Genomic DNA, 16,359 nt, shown 5'->3' with positions numbered 1-16,359 from the left:
TCGATCCCGCAGAGCCAACTCGCCATGGTGCATCAGAACGAATTGATCATGCCGGCAGCCGAAGCGGGCGCCTTCCGCTCCATGCTGAGCAATCAGGCCAATGGCGGCGGCGGGGCCCATGATCGGCGACAGGAAGCCGAACACGCCGGCAAAAGCTTCCGACGCGGAAGCGGTGATGCTTTGAAGGACGGACGAGAAGATTGTCGCCTGGCCGGCAGCGGCCTCGCCGGCGGAAATGCCGGTGCGCGCGGCGGCGCCGGCGCTTGCGGCCGCCGTCTTCTGGCCTTCGCTCGTCACCGACAGCGCGGCCATCGCGAGCTGCTTCTTGGCCCAGTCGGCCACCACATCGACGCCCATCCTGACGAATTGCGAGACCACCGCCGTGGTCAGCGCGCGCATGGCCTGTTGCAGGTTTTTCGTGCCCATGATCATGCCGGTGAGCGAGTGCGAAAACGAGGACGACATCGCGTCGATCATGTGGTTCATCGGCGCGACCATCTGCTCGACCGATTGCAGCATGAGCCGCTGGCTGCTCGCCGCATAATGCTGATCGAGTTGCATCATGCGGTTGTTGATCGCCTGGCGCTGAGGCAGGCGCAGGCCGTCGAGTTGCGACTCCTTTTGCAGCAGCGCGCGCTCGGAGGCATATTCGGCGTCGAGCGCCGCCTGGCTGGCGGCGAGGCGCTCGCCGCCGCTCATGATCTTGAGCTTGGTCAGTTCGTGGTAGAGCGCCTGCTTTTGCGCGAGCGCCATGTGTTCGACGGCGATCTCGCCATTGATGGCGACAAGACTCGCGCGCGCGACCTCCTGCTGGGAGGCGCCGGAGGCGCGCGCCATGTCGTTGATCTTCGCCAGCGCGGCGGACGCGCCGGCGCCGAACGCCGCGAAGCTCTGTTGCGATTTCTCGACCGCCGCCGACGCCTCGCCGACGCCGGTCGGCAATTGCTGGAGCGCGGCCGAGACGCGCGCGACGCCATCGAGAAAGCCCGATGTGTCGGCGCCGAAGGAGATCGATACGTTTGAATCGGCCATGCTCGTCCCGTTGTCAGAAGCGTCCGGCCGGAAACAGGGCGCGCAGGGCGCCGAGCGAATCCGATTCCGCTTGTTGTTGTGGCCGCCATACGCCCATGCCGGCGGCGATCGCCGTCAGCAGGGCCGCCGGCGGCGGGTTCTCACGCCAGTAGGCGTGACGGGCGAAGATGCGCTCGAAAGTGAGTTCGTCTTCGAGCGCATCGGTCCAGGCCTCGCCAGACATCTGGCAGTAATGGGCGACGATCCGGTCGAGGTCCGGAGCGCCCGCGCCTACTCCCCCGGCGTTGAGGTCTCGGCTTGCGCGAACAGGCCGGTCTGCTTGGCGATGACCGCGAGGGCGCCGGCGAGATCCGCAAAGCCCGCTTCGAGATCGAGCAGGTCGTCGCGCGAAAAGTCGGGATAGGCGCGGGTGAGGCCGGCGTGGACGACGTCGATCATCAGATCAAGATCGTCCTTGTCGAGCAGGGCCGCGCCGAGCGGGTCGCCGGCGCCGATGCGGGTTTGAATGGCGTTGAGGCGCGGCAGCAGTTTCAGCAGGCCAGGCACGACGATGCGCGCCTGACGCAGCGACAGAGCGGGAACGAAGAATTCGCGGCCGCCGAGCGCCACGACGGGCGCGTGCGCGCAATCTATTTTCGGATCAATGCGCATGTCAGATCGCCGTGTTGATTTCGCCGATATTGTTCGCCGCATTGGCGAAGGCTTCGAAATCGAGTTCGGGAATGCCGAAGTCCTGAATCTTGGTGGCCACGGTCAATTTCGTGGAAACGCAAGTGTAGAGACGAAGCGACCATTGCGCGCCCGCCGTGTTGGCGTTGGTCTGGTAAAAGTCGATCTGGAACGTCGGAGCCGCGCCCATCAGCTTGTTGGTCAGCAGCGAACGCGTGCCTGAGCCGGCCGCCGTCTGCGTGTAGGAATAAGAGACCAGGATGGCCTTGCCGGAATCGCCGGAATTGAACGTGTAGACGCCGGCCGACAGCGTATATTGGCCGACGCTGGGCGAGGCGGCGACGCGGGTGAGCGCCAGGCCGCTCGACGCATAGACAATGCCGAGATCGGCGTCGAAGGCGGAGGCGTTGGCGACCGTGTAGGTGTAGGGCGAGGAAGAGGCGACCGCGCCGGCTTCGTTATAGGCCCAGAGTTTCTGGCCGGTCGCCAGCGTCTGGCCGAAGAAGCAGGAATTGTAGAGCGGGCCGTCGATATTGGCGAATTTCGCCTTGCCGGTGATCTTGCCCTCGCCGCGCGCGAAGGCGATCGGGAACTGGTATTGGCCGAACAGCTGTTTCGAGGAAAAGCTGAAATCGAGCGAGACGTCCTGGAGCGCGCCGAACTGTACGGGCGTCGCGTTGGCGCCGGACGGCGTGGCGATGAGAACGCCCGAGCCGAAAGCGACGGAAGTTGTGTTCGACATGGATCATGGCTCCTGGTGAATGTGTGGGAATTTGCGCGTCAGGGCGCGAGGATTTTTACGGGAACGAGGGCAAGCCCCTGGCCGTCGAGATCGCCGGGATCCTTCACGATGCGACCCTCGATGCGGCAGTGTGTGACGAGGCCGCCGAGGGTCTGGCGATCGGAACCGGGCGGCGGCGCCAGCGCGGCGATGAGCGCGTCGAGCGCGAGGTTGAGGTCGCGCGCGGGAATGCTGTCCGGGTCGCGGCCCGCCGAAATGTAGACGAACAAATCGACGTTGAGCGTGGTCTTGCCCGGCAGGCTTTCCGAGGCGAAGGCGATATTTTCCGCGTGCTCGGTGACGAACAAAGCGGGCTGGTCGGCGCTGGCGACGTCGCTCCACAATTTGAGGCGGCGCGACAGCGTCGCCCAAGTGTCGCAGGCGTTGATCGGCGCGGAGAACTTGGCCTTCGCCAGTTGCGCGCAGAGCGCGTCCATGATGGTTTCGCGCGCGTTCATGTGCTGTCCTTTGCGCGCTGGGAGGCTTCCGCGAGGGTTTCGCTGAGCGCTTGTTTGATCTCCGCGCTTTTTTCCGCGAGCGCGGAGCGCAGGTAGGAGCGTTCGGGGATTTGCGAGCCGGGATGTTTTACGCGGCGCGCGAACATCTGCTTTCCACCCGCGATAAAGGCCAGCGCCTTGGCTTTGTCGGGGATGATGTCGTGAGCGGCGGTCTTGCCGCCGTATTCCTGAATCGCGGCATAGGGCGCGCTGCCGTCGGTGGCGATTGCGGCGGAGAGCGCGGAGTCCTGATTGTTTTCCCGCAACTGGATGGAATTGCGCAGGGCGCCGCTGCGGGCGTTGAGCGCGCCGCCGCTCAGATTGACGCCGACCACCTGCGCGAGCAGATCCTGCGCCAGCGCGTCGATTTTTTCGGCGAGCGCGGCGCGAAGGTTGTCGGGCAGCGCGGCGAGTCTGGCGGAAAGCTCCGCCTGGCCTTCGAGACTGAGTTGCGGCATGTCAATTGGCGATGATGCGGCCGAAACCGCGCAGGCTTTGCTGCACGTAATCCGGCATGGCGGTGATGCGGAACGCGGCGGTTTCCTGGCTGCCCAGGCTTTTCGAGACCATGCCGATCCGATCGCGATAACGATAGCGGTCGGCGGCCCATTCCAGCGCGCAGGAGGCCAGGTCTTGCGGCACATAGCCGTAGGTCAACAAGACCTGCGCGCCAGCGTCGGAGGACGAGAAGACATAGTCGCCGAAACCGTCGATCGCATATTGACCCCGAGCCGGATTGGCGGCGACCGGCGTGAGCGTCGCGCCCGAGGCGTAGGCGACGCCGCAATCGACGGCAAAGGGGCCGTAGGGCTGGGCGGCGGCGAGCCTGTAGGGCGCCGAAGCCGGGATGGTTTGCCCCTCGTTGCTGACCTGATAGCCGGCGCGATAGGCGATGCTGACATTCTGCCAGCCGCGCGGAAAACAGCCGTTGCGCAGCATGATCATCTGCATCGCGCCCGGCGGTTCGTCGTCGCCGGGTTCGAGCAGCCAGCCAGAACCGTGGCCGTCGGTCGATTGCGCGACCGGTCGCCCGTCTATTGTGACCGAGTTGACGGAAACGACGGGCCAGTTGCGCAACTGGATGCGGTTGCGGCCGTTGCCGTCGAAATTGTCGATGACGTCGCGCGGCCAGAGGAACGCGCGATTGAGATAGGTGCAGATCGCCCGGCTGATCTGGCTGATCATGCTGGAAAGCAGGATGTCGTCGGCGCTGGACTGGACGCAGAGATGGGCCTTCAGCGCGCTTAGGGAAACGAGATCGCCTCGCGCCATGGTCAATCCGCTTTCCGTTTATTTTTTGCGCGCGGCGCCTCGGCGTCGCATGGCGCCGGCGCGGGAACGCAGCCGTGGGCGAGAAGGTCGCTTGCATGGCCTTCCGCCGCTTCGAAATTGCCTTGGGCGTCGGGAATGAGTTCCTCGCCCGCGCAGGAGAGCGCGGTGACCCCGGGAGGAGCCTGAAATTTCATTGGTGGATTCCTATGAAAGGCGGCGGGGCGAAGTAAGCCGTCCCGATCACCGGGACGGCTGCGGCGCGGCGAAAAATCAGCCGTTGCCGATATTGGTGATGACCGACATGGACGGCGGGAAATAATGCTGCAGCACTTCGTCGGCATAGACGCCGTACTCGTAGCGGCGCGAACGCAACGGCCATTCGATCTGGTAGTAGTCCTGGCGGGTGCGCATCTGGATGACATTGCCGACATTGGCCAGCGGATAGGGCAGCTGTCGCGTGAGAAACAGCATGGTGCCCGCCGGCATGTTGGGATGGATCTTGATGTCGAGCGACTTGGGGCCGGCCATGGAATATTTGTTCTTGTAGGTGGTGGCCATCACGCCGCCGGCGAAGGCGTCGTTGCGCGCGTCGAACAGGAAACGCTGCGCCGCGCTGGATCCGGCCGACAGGATCTTTTTCGAGATGTTCATCGCCTCCTGCGAGGAGACCCAGACCTCGTCCGGCGACAGCCGGTAAGTGTCCCAATTGGCCTTGAGCACGTTCTCGATTTCGACAATGCCGCCGGCGCCGTCGGCCGTCAGCGGCGTGCCGGTTCCAGCGACGCCATTGGGTTGCGTGACGACCAGCGAACCCGAGCCCGACGCGAAGGCCTGGGTGAACAGGCCGTCGAAGGCCAGCGCATTGACCGACCAGTCGGCGGCGGGCAGCGAAGCCGCCGTCTGCGTTCCCGTCGCGGTCGCGGTGATGACCACGGAATTGATGGTGGTGATCGCGCCGAGCAGTTCGGAGCCCGCCGCGCCCCAGAACCAGGCGTAACCGACCGCGCCGGGCTTGAAGGCGACCGAGGCGCTGACCGACCCCGTCGGACCGGTGACGCTGACGGTGGCGCTGGCCGATTTCTGCGCCGCGCCGCCGCCGAACGTGTCGGAGGTGCCGTCGGCGTTGGTGCGGGTGATCGACGCCTGGATGCCGGCGCTGACGGAGGCGTTGATGAGAGCTTCGTGGGTCAGGGCCACGCAGATCACCGACAAGGTCGCAGTCGCCAGCGAACCGCCGGTCGTCGAGGCCGCGAGCGTCGGCGTGCCGGTCGTGCCGAGGGCCAGCGAGCCGTTGCCGCCGAGGATCATCGCCTCCTCGCCGATCATCAGCGCTTCGAGGCCGGTCTGGGCGGAGAGCGCCCGGAGGTCGTCAAAGCCCTGGCCGGCGTATTGCGCCTCGAAATCGACGCTGGTCTCGATGCCGAGGCCCTTGTAGTTGGCGATGTAATCCTTGGTGGTCATGGCGGCGACGCCGCCGCGATTGCCGCCGGACACGCCGATGCGCAGGCCCGCGGAATTGATGGCGGTGATGGCGCGCCAGGCGGCCTGCACGCCGCCCTTGCCGGAGACGCGCGGGATCGAATTGCGCAGCGGCGTCAGCACCGGGAACAGCAGTTTGGCGCCGGCTTCGAGGTCGTAATAGGTGAGGCCGGAGGTGGCGGAAGCGTTTTCGGTGAAGGTGGCCTTTTCCAGGCTGGCGAAGCGCGGGTCCGCCAGCGGAGTCATCTGCGACTTGCGGATCGCATCTTTCAATTCAAGCGCGTTCTGAACAACGGTCATGGCTTGCTTTCTCTGTTGCAAAGTGTGTGACGGTCAGCCGAAGCGTTTCGGCTGGGACTGGGCGGCCTTGATGAGGACGAGCGAGGCTCGTTCCGGCGACAGGCGCGCGAGTTCGGCCGCGAGGCTGTCAAGGCCGGTCTCCGCCGATTTGGAGACGGCGGCGGCGCCGGGCGCCATCGGCGGCGGGACGGGGGTGCGCTCCAGCGCTTCAACGCGCGCGGTCAGTTCCGTGAGTCTGGGACGCAGTTCGGCCGTCAGCTTGCGCAAGGAGTCGGCCTCTATGCTGAGTTTTTCCACGCGCGGATCGGCCGCGACGAATTTCGCGGCGCGTGGTTGAAGCGCCTCGACGCACTCGCTCTTCAGGCGCGAAAGCAACGTCGCGAGGCTTTCGTCGTGGAGCGGATCGGCGTTGAGATCGTGCTCGATCGCGTCGAAGAAATCCCCGATGAGTTCGCCGGCGGGGGCGCCGCTTTCGATATTGCCCTGGAGCCAGTCGCGCAGGGCCGTTGAGTTTTTTTGCGCGAAGGCGCGGGTTTCCCTGGCGCCGTCAGCCTTGACCAGTTCGAAACTGGCTTCGGGCAGGCAGGGCAGATCGACCAGCGAGATTTCGCTGGGCTTGGCCGTGTAGCGGATGAGGTCGGGGTTTTCGGGGTCCGGCCAGCGCTTCAGATAGGCGCCGCCTTGGGAAAAGCCGGTATAGACTCCCTCCTCGACCTTGCGCCATTCGTCGTCGTCGATGATCTTCGCCGCGATCTCGATGCGCTTCTCGTCGTCGTTGAAGCGAATCGAGGCGATCTTGCCGGCGGCCACGGCGCCGTGCATGGCGCGGATATTGCCGAGGCTCTTGCCCGCGGTGGCTTTGGCGAAACTTTTCGACCAAGCCTGGTAATGCGGCTTGGTGCTGGCGTAATCGCAGATTTCGCCGGCGCGGTCGGGCGCTTCGGCCGTGGCGTAGCCATAGACCAGACGCTGGGCGGCGTCGGCCTTTCGCAGGGGGATGAACATTTGTAATCGATCCGTCACGCGAACGCGCTCCTTTGCTTCGCCGCCCTTTGACGGGGGCGGCCAATTTTCCTATTGGGTGGGGGCGCCGTGTTTCAGGCGTCTTTGGGAAGGCGAAAATGCAGTTCTGGAGCGAGAAGGCTCAGGGGTTGAGCCCCTACACGCCCGGCGAACAGCCGCGCATAGACGGGCTTGTGAAGCTCAACACCAATGAATCGCCGCTGCCGCCCTCGCCGCGCGCGATTGAAGCCATGCGCGAGGCGGCGACGGAGTCGCTGCGGCTTTATCCTGACCCTGAGTCGCTGGCGCTGCGGCAGGTTTTGGCGCGCTATCATGGGGTTGCGCCGGAGAATGTCTTCGTCGGCAACAGTTCCGACGAGGTTTTGGCGCATGTTTTCGTCGCGCTGCTGAAGCACGACCGGCCCTTGCTCGCGCCCGACGTGACCTATTCGTTCTATCCTGTGTGGGCCAAGCTTTACGATATCGCGTATGAGACAGCGGCGGTCGATGCGGGGATGCGGATTCGCGTCGAGGATTTCTGTCGCAATTCGGCGGGCGCCATTGTGTTCGCCAATCCCAACGCGCCGACCGGCATCGCGCTTTCTCGCGCCGAAATCGGCCGGCTCGTCGGCGCCAATGGCGCTATACCCGTGGTGGTGGACGAGGCTTATGTCGATTTCGGCGGCGAGACGGCCATTCCGCTGATCGCGGAATTCAAGAATTTGTTGGTGGTTCGGACGTTTTCTAAATCGCGGGCGCTGGCGGGGTTGCGGGTTGGCTATGCGATTGGCGACGCCGGGCTGATCGAGGCGCTGTCGCGGGTGAAAAATTGCTTCAATTCCTATCCGGTCGGGCGCATCGCCCAGGCTGGGGCCATCGCGTCCGTCGAGGATGAGGGTTATTTTCAGGCGGGTTTGGCGACGATTGTGGCTGAGCGCGCGCGGATGACGGCGGCCTTGGCGGCATTGGGTTTCGAGGTGTTGCCGTCGAGCGCGAATTTTGTGTTTGCTCGGCATGGCTCGGTTGGCGGCGCGGCGCTGGCGCAGGCGTTGCGCGAGCGGGCGGTGCTGGTGCGGCGTTTCGATGCGCCGCGCATTGCCGATTATCTGCGCATTACTGTGGGGACGGCGGAGCAGACGGATCGGTTGATTGGGGCGTTGAGCGAGGCGCTTGGCTGACTTCGTCAGATGCCCCGTCGATCAAGGAGCATTTCGACGTTCTTGACGCGCTTGCCATGAATGCAAATAATCGGCAATCACCGCGTCCGGCGTTCCGGACGTTGTCAGAGGATGGACGCTGCCGTCGAACTCCACGACGAGAGGCCCCAGACCGGGAACTTCATACTTCAATTCGCCAGTTTTCCAGTATTTCCTGGACGCGCCGAAGAAGACCCACCCGAATGGATATTCGCGCTCCTTGCCGGGGATCACAATGAAATCCGTATCGCGTTCGACCTTCGAGAGAAAGATCATTGCTTCGGATCGCGCCTCATCAATGGTGATTTTTTTCATCGGCAAGAGGTCTTGGGCTTCATCTCGCCATTCGACAAAGCGGCCATCATGGAAGGTGGCGGCGAAACGCCGCCGGCTGCCTCCCTTGTAATAAGGCCAGAAATATCGGTCGCCTGCGATGCCGCTTGGCTCACCAAGCCAGAAGACCGTTGTCGCGATCGTGTCGCCGGGAGCGACCCGATCTCGCCAGTTGCCAGGAGCGACCCAATAACCGCAGTCTTTGAACCAAGTGCACGTGCGCAACACGCAACGGTACTGAGCGAAGGCATGTTTGCCCCCGACCAGTTCGCAGGGGAAACGCGCCAGCCCCAGAAGGCGCCCATAGCGCAATTCTTCCGCGGTCAGAAACGAAACGAAGAGCAACCCTAGCGTTAATGACAGACGCTTGTGGTCGCGAAAAAAGCGCACCTGTCAAACCTTTTGCAGTTTTTCAACGACGAGGGTTTTCAGCTTTGCAACCGCGTCAGAAACGAGCTTTTCGCTTTCCTCGTCTAACGATTTCCACCCCATGTCCAACGCGAAAGCATAGCTTATTTCCAAGTCGCCCCATGAATCCCGGAAGCCTTCTCGCCAATCCGCGTCTGCGAGAGCGGTCGCGCTGAACAGCCCTTCCAGTTCTGGAATCAACGTGTCGAGAGCCATCGCGCCATTTTCAAAAGCTGCGAGTTGCGACAACATCAGTTTCAGCTTTGTTTTCTGATCGTCTGTCATTTAATTTTCTTTCGACGGTCGCCGGGAATGACAGTGATGACGTTGCCCGTCAGTTTATTCCTTATAACGCTAACATTATTTTCGGGGTCGTAAAATACGCCCGCGTCCCTTTTGTTGCCGGCGCCTTGAAGGCCTTGCCGGATCGCTTGACCCGTCAGACTCGGAATCAAATCTCTATTTTGCATTTGGTCCAACGCATGTCCCGAATATGGAATGCCATCGATTGTTGCCGGGGTGTTTCGTGGTGGAACGCCCGCCGGGCTTTGCAACTGTAAACGGGAGCTGCCGCCGAAACTCGACGCTGGCGCGCCAAACCCGCCAACCGGAGGCATGTCCGGCGTCAGGGTTCTGCGGTGATTGGTGAGACCGGTCGGACCCTCGCCATAAAGTCGTTCAGATAGCTCTTCTTCAGGCGTATCGTCTTTGCCGCCATCTCCCCCGACTCCGATGTTGACAGCGACGGCATTGCTGGAACTGCCACGCGTGGGTGTTTTCGCACGCTCGTTCTCACGGCGGGTAGAACTGAAAATGTCATAAGCCCCTACCCGTCGATACAAGCGTAATGATCGGTGAAGCTTGACGCTCGATCTCGTCCATCCAATGCGCGACAACCGCAACAATGTCTTCGATGTTTGGGTAGCGCGTGTCTTAAGAGCGCGCGTAATGCCTTGGCGCAACACGCGCGGTCATTTGGCCGCTGACGGCAACGGACCGGCCTTTTTCCGTGACCTTGGCCCAATCCCATCCAGAGGCGTGAAGCGGTGGCCTCAACGGCTCCGTGTCGCTCCAAAGCCGCAGGCTCGCTCTGAAATAGGAATTTGCGCTCATGATTTCGGCCGCAGGTCTTCCGGCGCAAGCTCGGGATATTTGTCATGGATGGGACGCAAAATGCCGAAATAGATTTCGCCAAGAAGTGACCCGATCAGTTCTTTTGAAGTGGCGGCTGTCTCCGTGTCGGCACCGTCGAGCAATTCGATGAGGATCGAATTCAGATGGTCCGAGGCGCGAAGGGCGTGGTCAGATATTTTCTTTGCGTGGGCGGAATCAACTGGCATTGCGTTCATTGCCTTTTCGGCAGGAGATCGTTGGCGTCCTCCTGCCACTCAACGAAACGACCGTTGCGGAAGGTCGTCGCAAAAAGTCTTTGACCTGGCTTTCCATAAGCCCAAAAATAGGTTTCTCCGCGTTTGCCATTCGGCTCACCCAGCCAGAATACGACAGATGCAATCGAGTCTCCGGGACTGACGTGGTCGCGCCAACTGCTGGGAGCCGACCAATACCCGCAGTCGTCGAACCAGTAACAAGCTCTGGTCACGCATCGGCCCTCTGCGGAAGCATATTTGTTTCCGAGAAGCTCGCATGGGAAACGAGCGATCCCGAGTAGGCGTCCAAAACGAATCTCTTCCGCCGTCAACAACATAGCAATCAAGGACAATGCCCAGCCGACACGCTTAGACAACGTCAGAGATCCCGGCGCGATAAGATTCAATGCCCTACCCAACGGCGATAAACGAGCGGTTCATGAGGGAGTTCTTTTCCGTCGTCATCCAATGGGCCAAGGTAATCCTTTCGCCCGATTTGCTCAAGCGAACCGTGTGGACCGTTTTGATCGCCTGTGCCAACAAAAGTATCTCCATCCCCTACGATCATCACGTGCCCGCTGGCATCGCCAAATTTGATTTTTTGGGCAACGACATCGCCAGGTTCCGGCTGTTCGTTCGGCGCCAAAACGCGCCATCCGAGAATATCATAGTCCCTGTTTGCCCAATCCCCGGCGGTCGGCGGATAAGTCGTGCCGAGCGCTCCACCGGTCAAGGAATTCAACGTTGAGCGATGAGCAAGTCCAGGATCGGCGCCTGCTTCGGCAAGCATCTCGTAAACAAATAAGTTGCACTTGCTCTTTCCGGGTCCGACATTTCCTCGGGTAGTCTGATCCCTCCAGAGGCCGGGATTATCGCGCAGGTTGCGTTGCGCAGCTTCGACAATCTTCTTCCTGGTTTCGTCAACCTTCGCTTTGCCCTCAGCGAACTTTCCGCCGGCATCACGCGGTTGACCATCATATTTTCCGACCTTAGCCGTCGCGACGGAATTTAGCCTGATTGCTCCTGTAGCCGTCGTGATCGCCAGCACGTCCGCCATGGGATCGCTGGGCAAAATTTCGCCCATGATCTGGGCGGCGCGGCGGCGGGTCATCATGCCGGCGTTGACCAGAGCCACCAGGTTTTCGCGCTGGACCGTTGGGTCGATTGTCGCGTCGTGGCGCCAAGCGAATTCGAGTTTTGGGGCGCCGAGCTGGATGAGGATCGCGTCGTAGAGGCGCTTGATCCAGGCGAGGATGGGTTGCAGGCCCTCCTCGTTGGAACCTCTGGCTTTGCGTCTCGCTGGTCGAGCGGTTCATTTAATCGTCAATCTTCATGACGAGCAGCCTGGGTTCTTGTAATCAACATCCAGCAGATTCAGGCTGCAAGCCAAGTTTTGAGGGGAACACCCTCATCGTCGAACATAGTATAATTCTCAACCAGAACCTTCACGCCTAATTTTTTCGCCCGCGCCGCCAATTCTTCAGGAAGTTTAGGCGAGTTCACAGGTGAACGACAAATGATGGCGATCCAAAGGACCGCCTCGATCATTCCGGAGTTCGCTAATTTCGCGATTGGCGGCTCCCCGTCGTCGATTTCATTGAGCCACTGCGAAATGATTGGAACGATTTCGTTAGCGTCCGAGGTTTTGACCTCTTCAAAAGACGCATAATGGCGACCGAAGACGCGCCCTGCGGTTCCGTTCTGTTCAACGGCGTTCTGCCCCTTGACGTGCAGGTGTGCGCATCGACGCGCGGAGGCTTGCACCAATGGCCCCAGTTGCTCGCCGTCACTCCATATGCGCAGATTGATCCTAATCATCGTCGGCGTGGATTCTCTGGCCGCGTCATGAGCAGTCTTAGCCATGAAGATTTCCGATCCATTCATCATTAAAGAAAATGTTTCCATTGTCGAGATCGAAGGTGCCGTTGTCTGCACCCGAGAGACCTGCGGCGTCTTTGGCGTCATGAAGGGCGTCGCTCGCTTTAGTCGGATCGATTCCCAACGCTTTGCAGGCATGTCCAAAGTTTTGTGTTGTCGCTGCAAGTTGCGACTCGTCGGACTCTGCCGATGATCCTCCGGCAACTGAGGACGCGGAATTCATCGCGGCGCTGTCCATCGTCCAACGCCCGTTCTCATCGCGCGGCTGGGTTTCCTCATATTTCAGGACGGACCAATTGAGGTCGCGGAACATGCTTGCCTGCTTCGAAGCTACGCCATTATCCAAGCGGCTCAATCGGACCACCCCTTGTCCGGTTGTAATTGCGAGCACGTCGGCCATAGGATCGCTCGGCAAAATTTCGCCTATGATCTGGGCCGCGCGGCGGCGGGTCATCATCCCGGCGTTGACGAGGGCGACGAGGTTTTCGCGCTGGACGGTGGGATCGACCACGGTTTCGTTGCGCCAGGCGAATTCGAGGTTTTGCGCGCCGAGTTGGGTGATGATCTGGTCGCAGAGGCGCTTGATCCAGGCGAGGATGGGTTGCAGGCCCTCCTCGTTGGACATCTGGCTTTGCGTCTCGCTGGTCGAGCGGTTCATCTGGTTGATGAAGGGCTGCGGCGAAACCGAGAAGGCGAAGCAGACGACGCGGGCGATCCATTCATCAAAAGCGCTTTTCAGCTCCGGCTCTTTCGTCTGAATGAAAGTTTTGGCGACGCCGCCGGGGACGAATTTCGCGCGCCGGCGTCGCGCGAGGTCGCCGTCGAAATAGAGGTCCCAATAGTCCTGAAAATTCTTGATCTGGTCGGGGGTCCACGAGTCGGGCACGCCGATCAGGCTCTCGGGGATGTTGCCCTCGGTGTAGTAATTGAGTTGGTGGAGCTGGCGCTTGATGCCGATATTGACCGTGGCGATGATCTGTTCGACCGGCGAAAAGCCGTAGGGGCGATGGCTGCGGACGTTGCGCGGGCGGTAGAGGATGTCGCGCGTGGTGTAATCGACCGCCGGCAGGCCTTTTAAAATTTGCTGGTAGGCGACGGGGCGGACTTGGGCGCCGTCCTGCATGAAGGGGCGCGGGGTGCGTCCCCAAAAGTCCAGCACCGGCTTGATCGTCGCGCCGTCGAGCGGGTGCAGGGCGAGCAGGTTGCCGGCGCGGTCGCGCTCGCACCACAGCGCGGGGGCGTCGATGACGAACAGGTCTTCCAGGATCATGCGCAGCCAGGCGCTGAAATCGTGCGACTGGTCCGGGCTTTCGAGGAATTTTTCTACGCGGGCGATGTCTTGCGCGTCGGCGGTGCGGCCGGGCTTGGGCCGAACCGTCCAGGTCATGCGCTCGATCTGGTCCTTGCGCGTCTCGATGACGAGGCGCAGCAGGTCGTAAGCGTCGGCCAGCGCGCGGAGGTCGGCGAAGGAAATCGATTCGTAGCCGCGCGCGCGAGTGACGATGTTGTAGCCCGCCGGAAAATCCCATTGGCGGCCGGCGACGTCTTCCGGGGCGCCGGGTTGAATGGGGTTGGAGGGGCCGAACCAGTCGTCGGCCGCTTGTGCGCTCGCGCTGGAGCGCGCGGAAAATTCCGCGGGCGAAAGGGACCAGCGTGGCAAGCCCGCGCCTCGTTCGGTCATGAGTGTCTCCAGATTTTCTGTTGGGCGCCGGGCCGGACGGACCGGCTTAGACGCGGCGGGTGATTTCTATTGCCAGCACGAGCAATCCGACGCAGCCTGTCGCCAGCGCCAGATTGCCGGCGTCGGGACTTCTGGCGCGGTTGGGGCCGATCAGCGCGGCCAGGATCAGGATTACAGACACGTTTGTTGCGGACATTTTGCCGACCCAGGGAGGCGTTCGATGGACGAGATTGAAAGCAAGAGATTGTGCCTGTTCATCGATGGGACGTGGAACACGATCGACAACAACACCAATGTCTGGCGGATGTATTCCCTGTGCGCGGCCAAGGACGACGCCGGGAAACGACAGCTCGTTTATTATACCAAAGGGGTTGGGACTTCCGTCGGGGCGAAACTCTCGGGCGGACTGTTTGGCTACGGGATCGAGGAAATCATTGCCGAGGCTTATGAGTGGCTGATTCCGCGCTACAACAGCGGCGACGAGATTTTCATTTTCGGCTTCAGTCGCGGCGCCTATGCGGCGCGCAGCCTGGCCGGATTGATCGCGAAGAGCGGCATTGTGCGGCCGGGATCGCCGATTGGGGTCGGCGAACTTTTCAAGCGCTACAAGTCGCCGGAGGCGCGCACGCTATACAGACTGATCGATCAGGACCGGACCGGGACGCTCGGCGAGACCAGCATTCTCGAACGCTGGTTGCTGAAATATTCCTTGCCGGCGCCGATCAGGATGGTCGGCGTGTGGGACACGGTGGGCGCGCTGGTCGGTCCCTATTCGTATCTGGAGACCGGTTTGAGAAAACCGGTGGAGAACGCCTATCATGCGCTGGCGATCGACGAGCATCGCGACACGTTTCGGCCGACGCTCTATACGCAGAATTTTCATCTCGACCGGCCGGCGGCTGAACAACCGGGGCCGCGGGATATTTCCAGCGTGGAGCAGCGCTGGTTTGTCGGCGCGCACGCCAATGTCGGCGGCGGATACAACAGCGATCTGCTGGCGCAGATTCCGCTGCGCTGGTTGAAGCGCAAGGCGGAAGCGCATGGCATGAAATTCTCGTCCGAACTCGACGCGCATGACGAGTCGTGCGAGGCGAAGATCACCGATTCCTTCAAGCAGATGCTTTTTGGGCTTTATGCCCTGGTGAAGCTGGGAAAGCCCTATTATCGCAAGATCGGCGACGAGGCGGTGGTGACGCCAAAACTTCGGACGGTGACGGTGAACGAGACCATCGACGGCTCCGTGTTCGAGCGCGTCAGGCGATGCGGCGATTATGCGCCGCTGAATTTGACGGATTGGGCGAATAGACGTGGGGTCGCGTTGAAGGCGATCACGGGGGCGGTGCGGGCGGATGATCCGGGGGTGGCGGTCGATTGAGGTTTCGCCACGGGGCTGAATGGAATTATCCGAAAAGGGTTTTGAGCGGCTTCAGATTTGCTCCATGAACTTTTCGAGCCACGAAATATCCTATTCCCTGTTTCCGACATAGGGCGAGGGCAAGGCGAACCATAGGCCGCCCGGATCGCAATCCGGCGCGCCGGATGCAAGCCATTCCTTCATGACCGCATCCAAGATTATTTCGTTCGTCTCGCAATATTGCGGCTGGTAAATCCAGTCGTATTTGGTTCCACCGCCGCCGACGACTGGCTTGGCGCCCTGGGCCAAAAGCTCAGCCACGCAAAGACTGACAAATTCAGCAAGCTCATCGCCACTTAGCCCGAATCCTTCGCGTCCAGTTGGTATGATTTGCCACAACCCTACAGCATCTCTAGGCAATTCCCCAGGAAAATTCTGAATCACTTCCTGCATGGTCTCGCCAAAAAAACGTTCCCTCGCGCGTAGATTCAAACTCATCGCCAATGTACCTTGAACCCAGGCGGTAACTCAGTGTGACCGCTCTGAACGACGTCTATTGTCCGACAGCGTCGATAGGCAATTCGTACGAAAAGGCGCTGATCGATTCTGCGGCCGTCCCTCCCAAATAACGGCCGACTTAAAGGATAACAGCGCCCTCAAGCTTCTAGGCGACCTGTTAACGCGCTTCGTCATTGACGACGAATTTCATGCCGCAGGCGATGACGTTGTCGCCACTTTGCATTTCCAGCTTAAGAGTTGCGGTCCCGTCGATGGACTCGATCAGGCATTCGTTGACCGAAACGCTTCGACCCCATGGAAACTCTCGATCAAGTGACACTGACGTGACGCCGTTTCCTACGATACGTACCTCATTTTTGTGCAATGCGGATGTTAGAAAGAGCGTTAGCTGACCTGTACTCCAGTCTAATTCTAATTTCTTGAAGGTTGCATCGTGCAAAAGGCTCATGGCGTCAGTCCCCATTTAGATGCCGTAATGGCCCCGGCCTGAACCTCTGGTTTAGGACGGTGGCTGTCCCCCGTATGATGAGGAACGGGGCCCTGGTTAGCGCCGGCCCCAAGCATCTGGACGGAGGACAGCCGTGGAATATT

General features: G+C 61.2%; 22 protein-coding genes. 2 read left to right on the top strand and 20 right to left on the bottom strand.

The window, feature by feature from the left end:
* The 10 genes from CCR94_RS01115 to CCR94_RS25475 form a co-directional block, all read right to left on the bottom strand.
* Window positions 1–1,032: hypothetical protein (locus CCR94_RS01115; protein WP_146089790.1), on the bottom strand; the 1,032-nt coding region annotated here is incomplete at its 3' end.
* Between the two features lie 13 nt (window positions 1,033–1,045).
* Window positions 1,046–1,255, bottom strand: coding sequence for a hypothetical protein (locus tag CCR94_RS01110; protein WP_104506049.1), 210 nt, complete (start codon window positions 1,253–1,255; stop codon window positions 1,046–1,048).
* A 47-nt stretch (window positions 1,256–1,302) separates the two neighbouring features.
* Window positions 1,303–1,683 (bottom strand): hypothetical protein, encoded by a 381-nt coding sequence (locus CCR94_RS01105; RefSeq protein ID WP_104506048.1) that lies wholly within the window; start codon window positions 1,681–1,683, stop codon window positions 1,303–1,305.
* Window position 1,684: 1 nt separating this feature from the next.
* Window positions 1,685–2,443 (bottom strand): hypothetical protein, encoded by a 759-nt coding sequence (locus tag CCR94_RS01100; RefSeq protein WP_104506047.1) that lies wholly within the window; start codon window positions 2,441–2,443, stop codon window positions 1,685–1,687.
* Between the two features lie 38 nt (window positions 2,444–2,481).
* Complete coding sequence (locus CCR94_RS01095) at window positions 2,482–2,940, bottom strand: hypothetical protein (protein ID WP_104506046.1); 459 nt, start codon at window positions 2,938–2,940, stop codon at window positions 2,482–2,484.
* Window positions 2,937–3,437: an HK97 gp10 family phage protein gene (locus CCR94_RS01090; RefSeq protein ID WP_146089789.1), complete on the bottom strand. Its 501-nt coding sequence runs from the start codon at window positions 3,435–3,437 to the stop codon at window positions 2,937–2,939. Before CCR94_RS01090 ends, CCR94_RS01095 begins: the two co-directional genes overlap by 4 nt.
* Before the next feature lies 1 nt (window position 3,438).
* Entirely contained in the window at window positions 3,439–4,257 is an 819-nt protein-coding gene (locus CCR94_RS01085; protein WP_146089788.1) for a head-tail connector protein, read from the bottom strand.
* Window positions 4,254–4,445: a hypothetical protein gene (locus CCR94_RS01080; RefSeq protein WP_104506044.1), complete on the bottom strand. Its 192-nt coding sequence runs from the start codon at window positions 4,443–4,445 to the stop codon at window positions 4,254–4,256. Before CCR94_RS01080 ends, CCR94_RS01085 begins: the two co-directional genes overlap by 4 nt.
* A 76-nt stretch (window positions 4,446–4,521) precedes the next feature.
* Window positions 4,522–6,030, bottom strand: coding sequence for a hypothetical protein (locus tag CCR94_RS01075; RefSeq protein WP_104506043.1), 1,509 nt, complete (start codon window positions 6,028–6,030; stop codon window positions 4,522–4,524).
* Between the two features lie 33 nt (window positions 6,031–6,063).
* Complete coding sequence (locus CCR94_RS25475; RefSeq protein ID WP_193938406.1) at window positions 6,064–7,053, bottom strand: hypothetical protein; 990 nt, start codon at window positions 7,051–7,053, stop codon at window positions 6,064–6,066.
* Between the two features lie 98 nt (window positions 7,054–7,151).
* Between CCR94_RS25475 and hisC the strand changes: the two genes are divergently transcribed.
* Entirely contained in the window at window positions 7,152–8,210 is a 1,059-nt protein-coding gene (gene hisC, locus CCR94_RS01065; RefSeq protein WP_104506042.1) for a histidinol-phosphate transaminase, read from the top strand.
* A 21-nt stretch (window positions 8,211–8,231) separates the two neighbouring features.
* Here hisC and CCR94_RS01060 read toward each other — a convergent pair whose 3' ends face one another.
* The 8 genes from CCR94_RS01060 to CCR94_RS24880 form a co-directional block, all read right to left on the bottom strand.
* Window positions 8,232–8,951: a YrhB domain-containing protein gene (locus tag CCR94_RS01060; RefSeq protein WP_146089787.1), complete on the bottom strand. Its 720-nt coding sequence runs from the start codon at window positions 8,949–8,951 to the stop codon at window positions 8,232–8,234.
* 3 nt (window positions 8,952–8,954) lie between these two features.
* Window positions 8,955–9,254, bottom strand: a complete 300-nt coding sequence (locus CCR94_RS01055; RefSeq protein WP_104506040.1) for a hypothetical protein — start codon at window positions 9,252–9,254, stop codon at window positions 8,955–8,957.
* Window positions 9,251–9,811 carry a hypothetical protein gene (locus tag CCR94_RS24310; RefSeq protein ID WP_146089786.1) on the bottom strand — a complete coding sequence of 187 codons (561 nt, stop codon included), beginning with the start codon at window positions 9,809–9,811 and terminating at the stop codon, window positions 9,251–9,253. The genes CCR94_RS01055 and CCR94_RS24310 overlap by 4 nt, the downstream gene beginning before the upstream one ends.
* 267 nt (window positions 9,812–10,078) lie before the next feature.
* On the bottom strand, window positions 10,079–10,309 hold the full coding sequence (locus CCR94_RS01050; protein ID WP_146089785.1) for a hypothetical protein: 231 nt from the start codon (window positions 10,307–10,309) through the stop codon (window positions 10,079–10,081).
* 430 nt (window positions 10,310–10,739) lie between these two features.
* Entirely contained in the window at window positions 10,740–11,471 is a 732-nt protein-coding gene (locus CCR94_RS24305) for a hypothetical protein (protein ID WP_146089784.1), read from the bottom strand.
* A 239-nt stretch (window positions 11,472–11,710) separates the two neighbouring features.
* A complete protein-coding gene (locus tag CCR94_RS01035; protein WP_104506036.1) occupies window positions 11,711–12,199 on the bottom strand; it encodes a hypothetical protein in 489 nt (162 codons plus the stop codon).
* Window positions 12,192–13,895: a phage portal protein gene (locus CCR94_RS01030; RefSeq protein WP_104506035.1), complete on the bottom strand. Its 1,704-nt coding sequence runs from the start codon at window positions 13,893–13,895 to the stop codon at window positions 12,192–12,194. The genes CCR94_RS01035 and CCR94_RS01030 overlap by 8 nt, the downstream gene beginning before the upstream one ends.
* Before the next feature lie 46 nt (window positions 13,896–13,941).
* Window positions 13,942–14,091, bottom strand: a complete 150-nt coding sequence (locus CCR94_RS24880) for a hypothetical protein (protein WP_158254562.1) — start codon at window positions 14,089–14,091, stop codon at window positions 13,942–13,944.
* Between the two features lie 24 nt (window positions 14,092–14,115).
* On the opposite strand from CCR94_RS24880, the gene CCR94_RS01025 reads away from it, so the two are divergent.
* Window positions 14,116–15,270 (top strand): DUF2235 domain-containing protein, encoded by a 1,155-nt coding sequence (locus CCR94_RS01025; protein WP_104506034.1) that lies wholly within the window; start codon window positions 14,116–14,118, stop codon window positions 15,268–15,270.
* Between the two features lie 90 nt (window positions 15,271–15,360).
* On the opposite strand, the gene CCR94_RS01020 is transcribed toward CCR94_RS01025, so the two are convergent.
* Window positions 15,361–15,702 carry a hypothetical protein gene (locus tag CCR94_RS01020; RefSeq protein WP_244593882.1) on the bottom strand — a complete coding sequence of 114 codons (342 nt, stop codon included), beginning with the start codon at window positions 15,700–15,702 and terminating at the stop codon, window positions 15,361–15,363.
* Window positions 15,703–15,925: 223 nt separating this feature from the next.
* On the bottom strand, window positions 15,926–16,216 hold the full coding sequence (locus CCR94_RS24300; protein WP_146089783.1) for a hypothetical protein: 291 nt from the start codon (window positions 16,214–16,216) through the stop codon (window positions 15,926–15,928).
* Between the last annotated feature and the right edge of the window lie 143 nt (window positions 16,217–16,359).

It is taken from the genome of Rhodoblastus sphagnicola (assembly GCF_002937075.1).
GTDB lineage: Bacteria > Pseudomonadota > Alphaproteobacteria > Rhizobiales > Beijerinckiaceae > Rhodoblastus > Rhodoblastus sphagnicola.
Note: the sequence above shows the minus strand (reverse complement) of the source record. Positions and strands in the feature narration are given on the sequence as shown.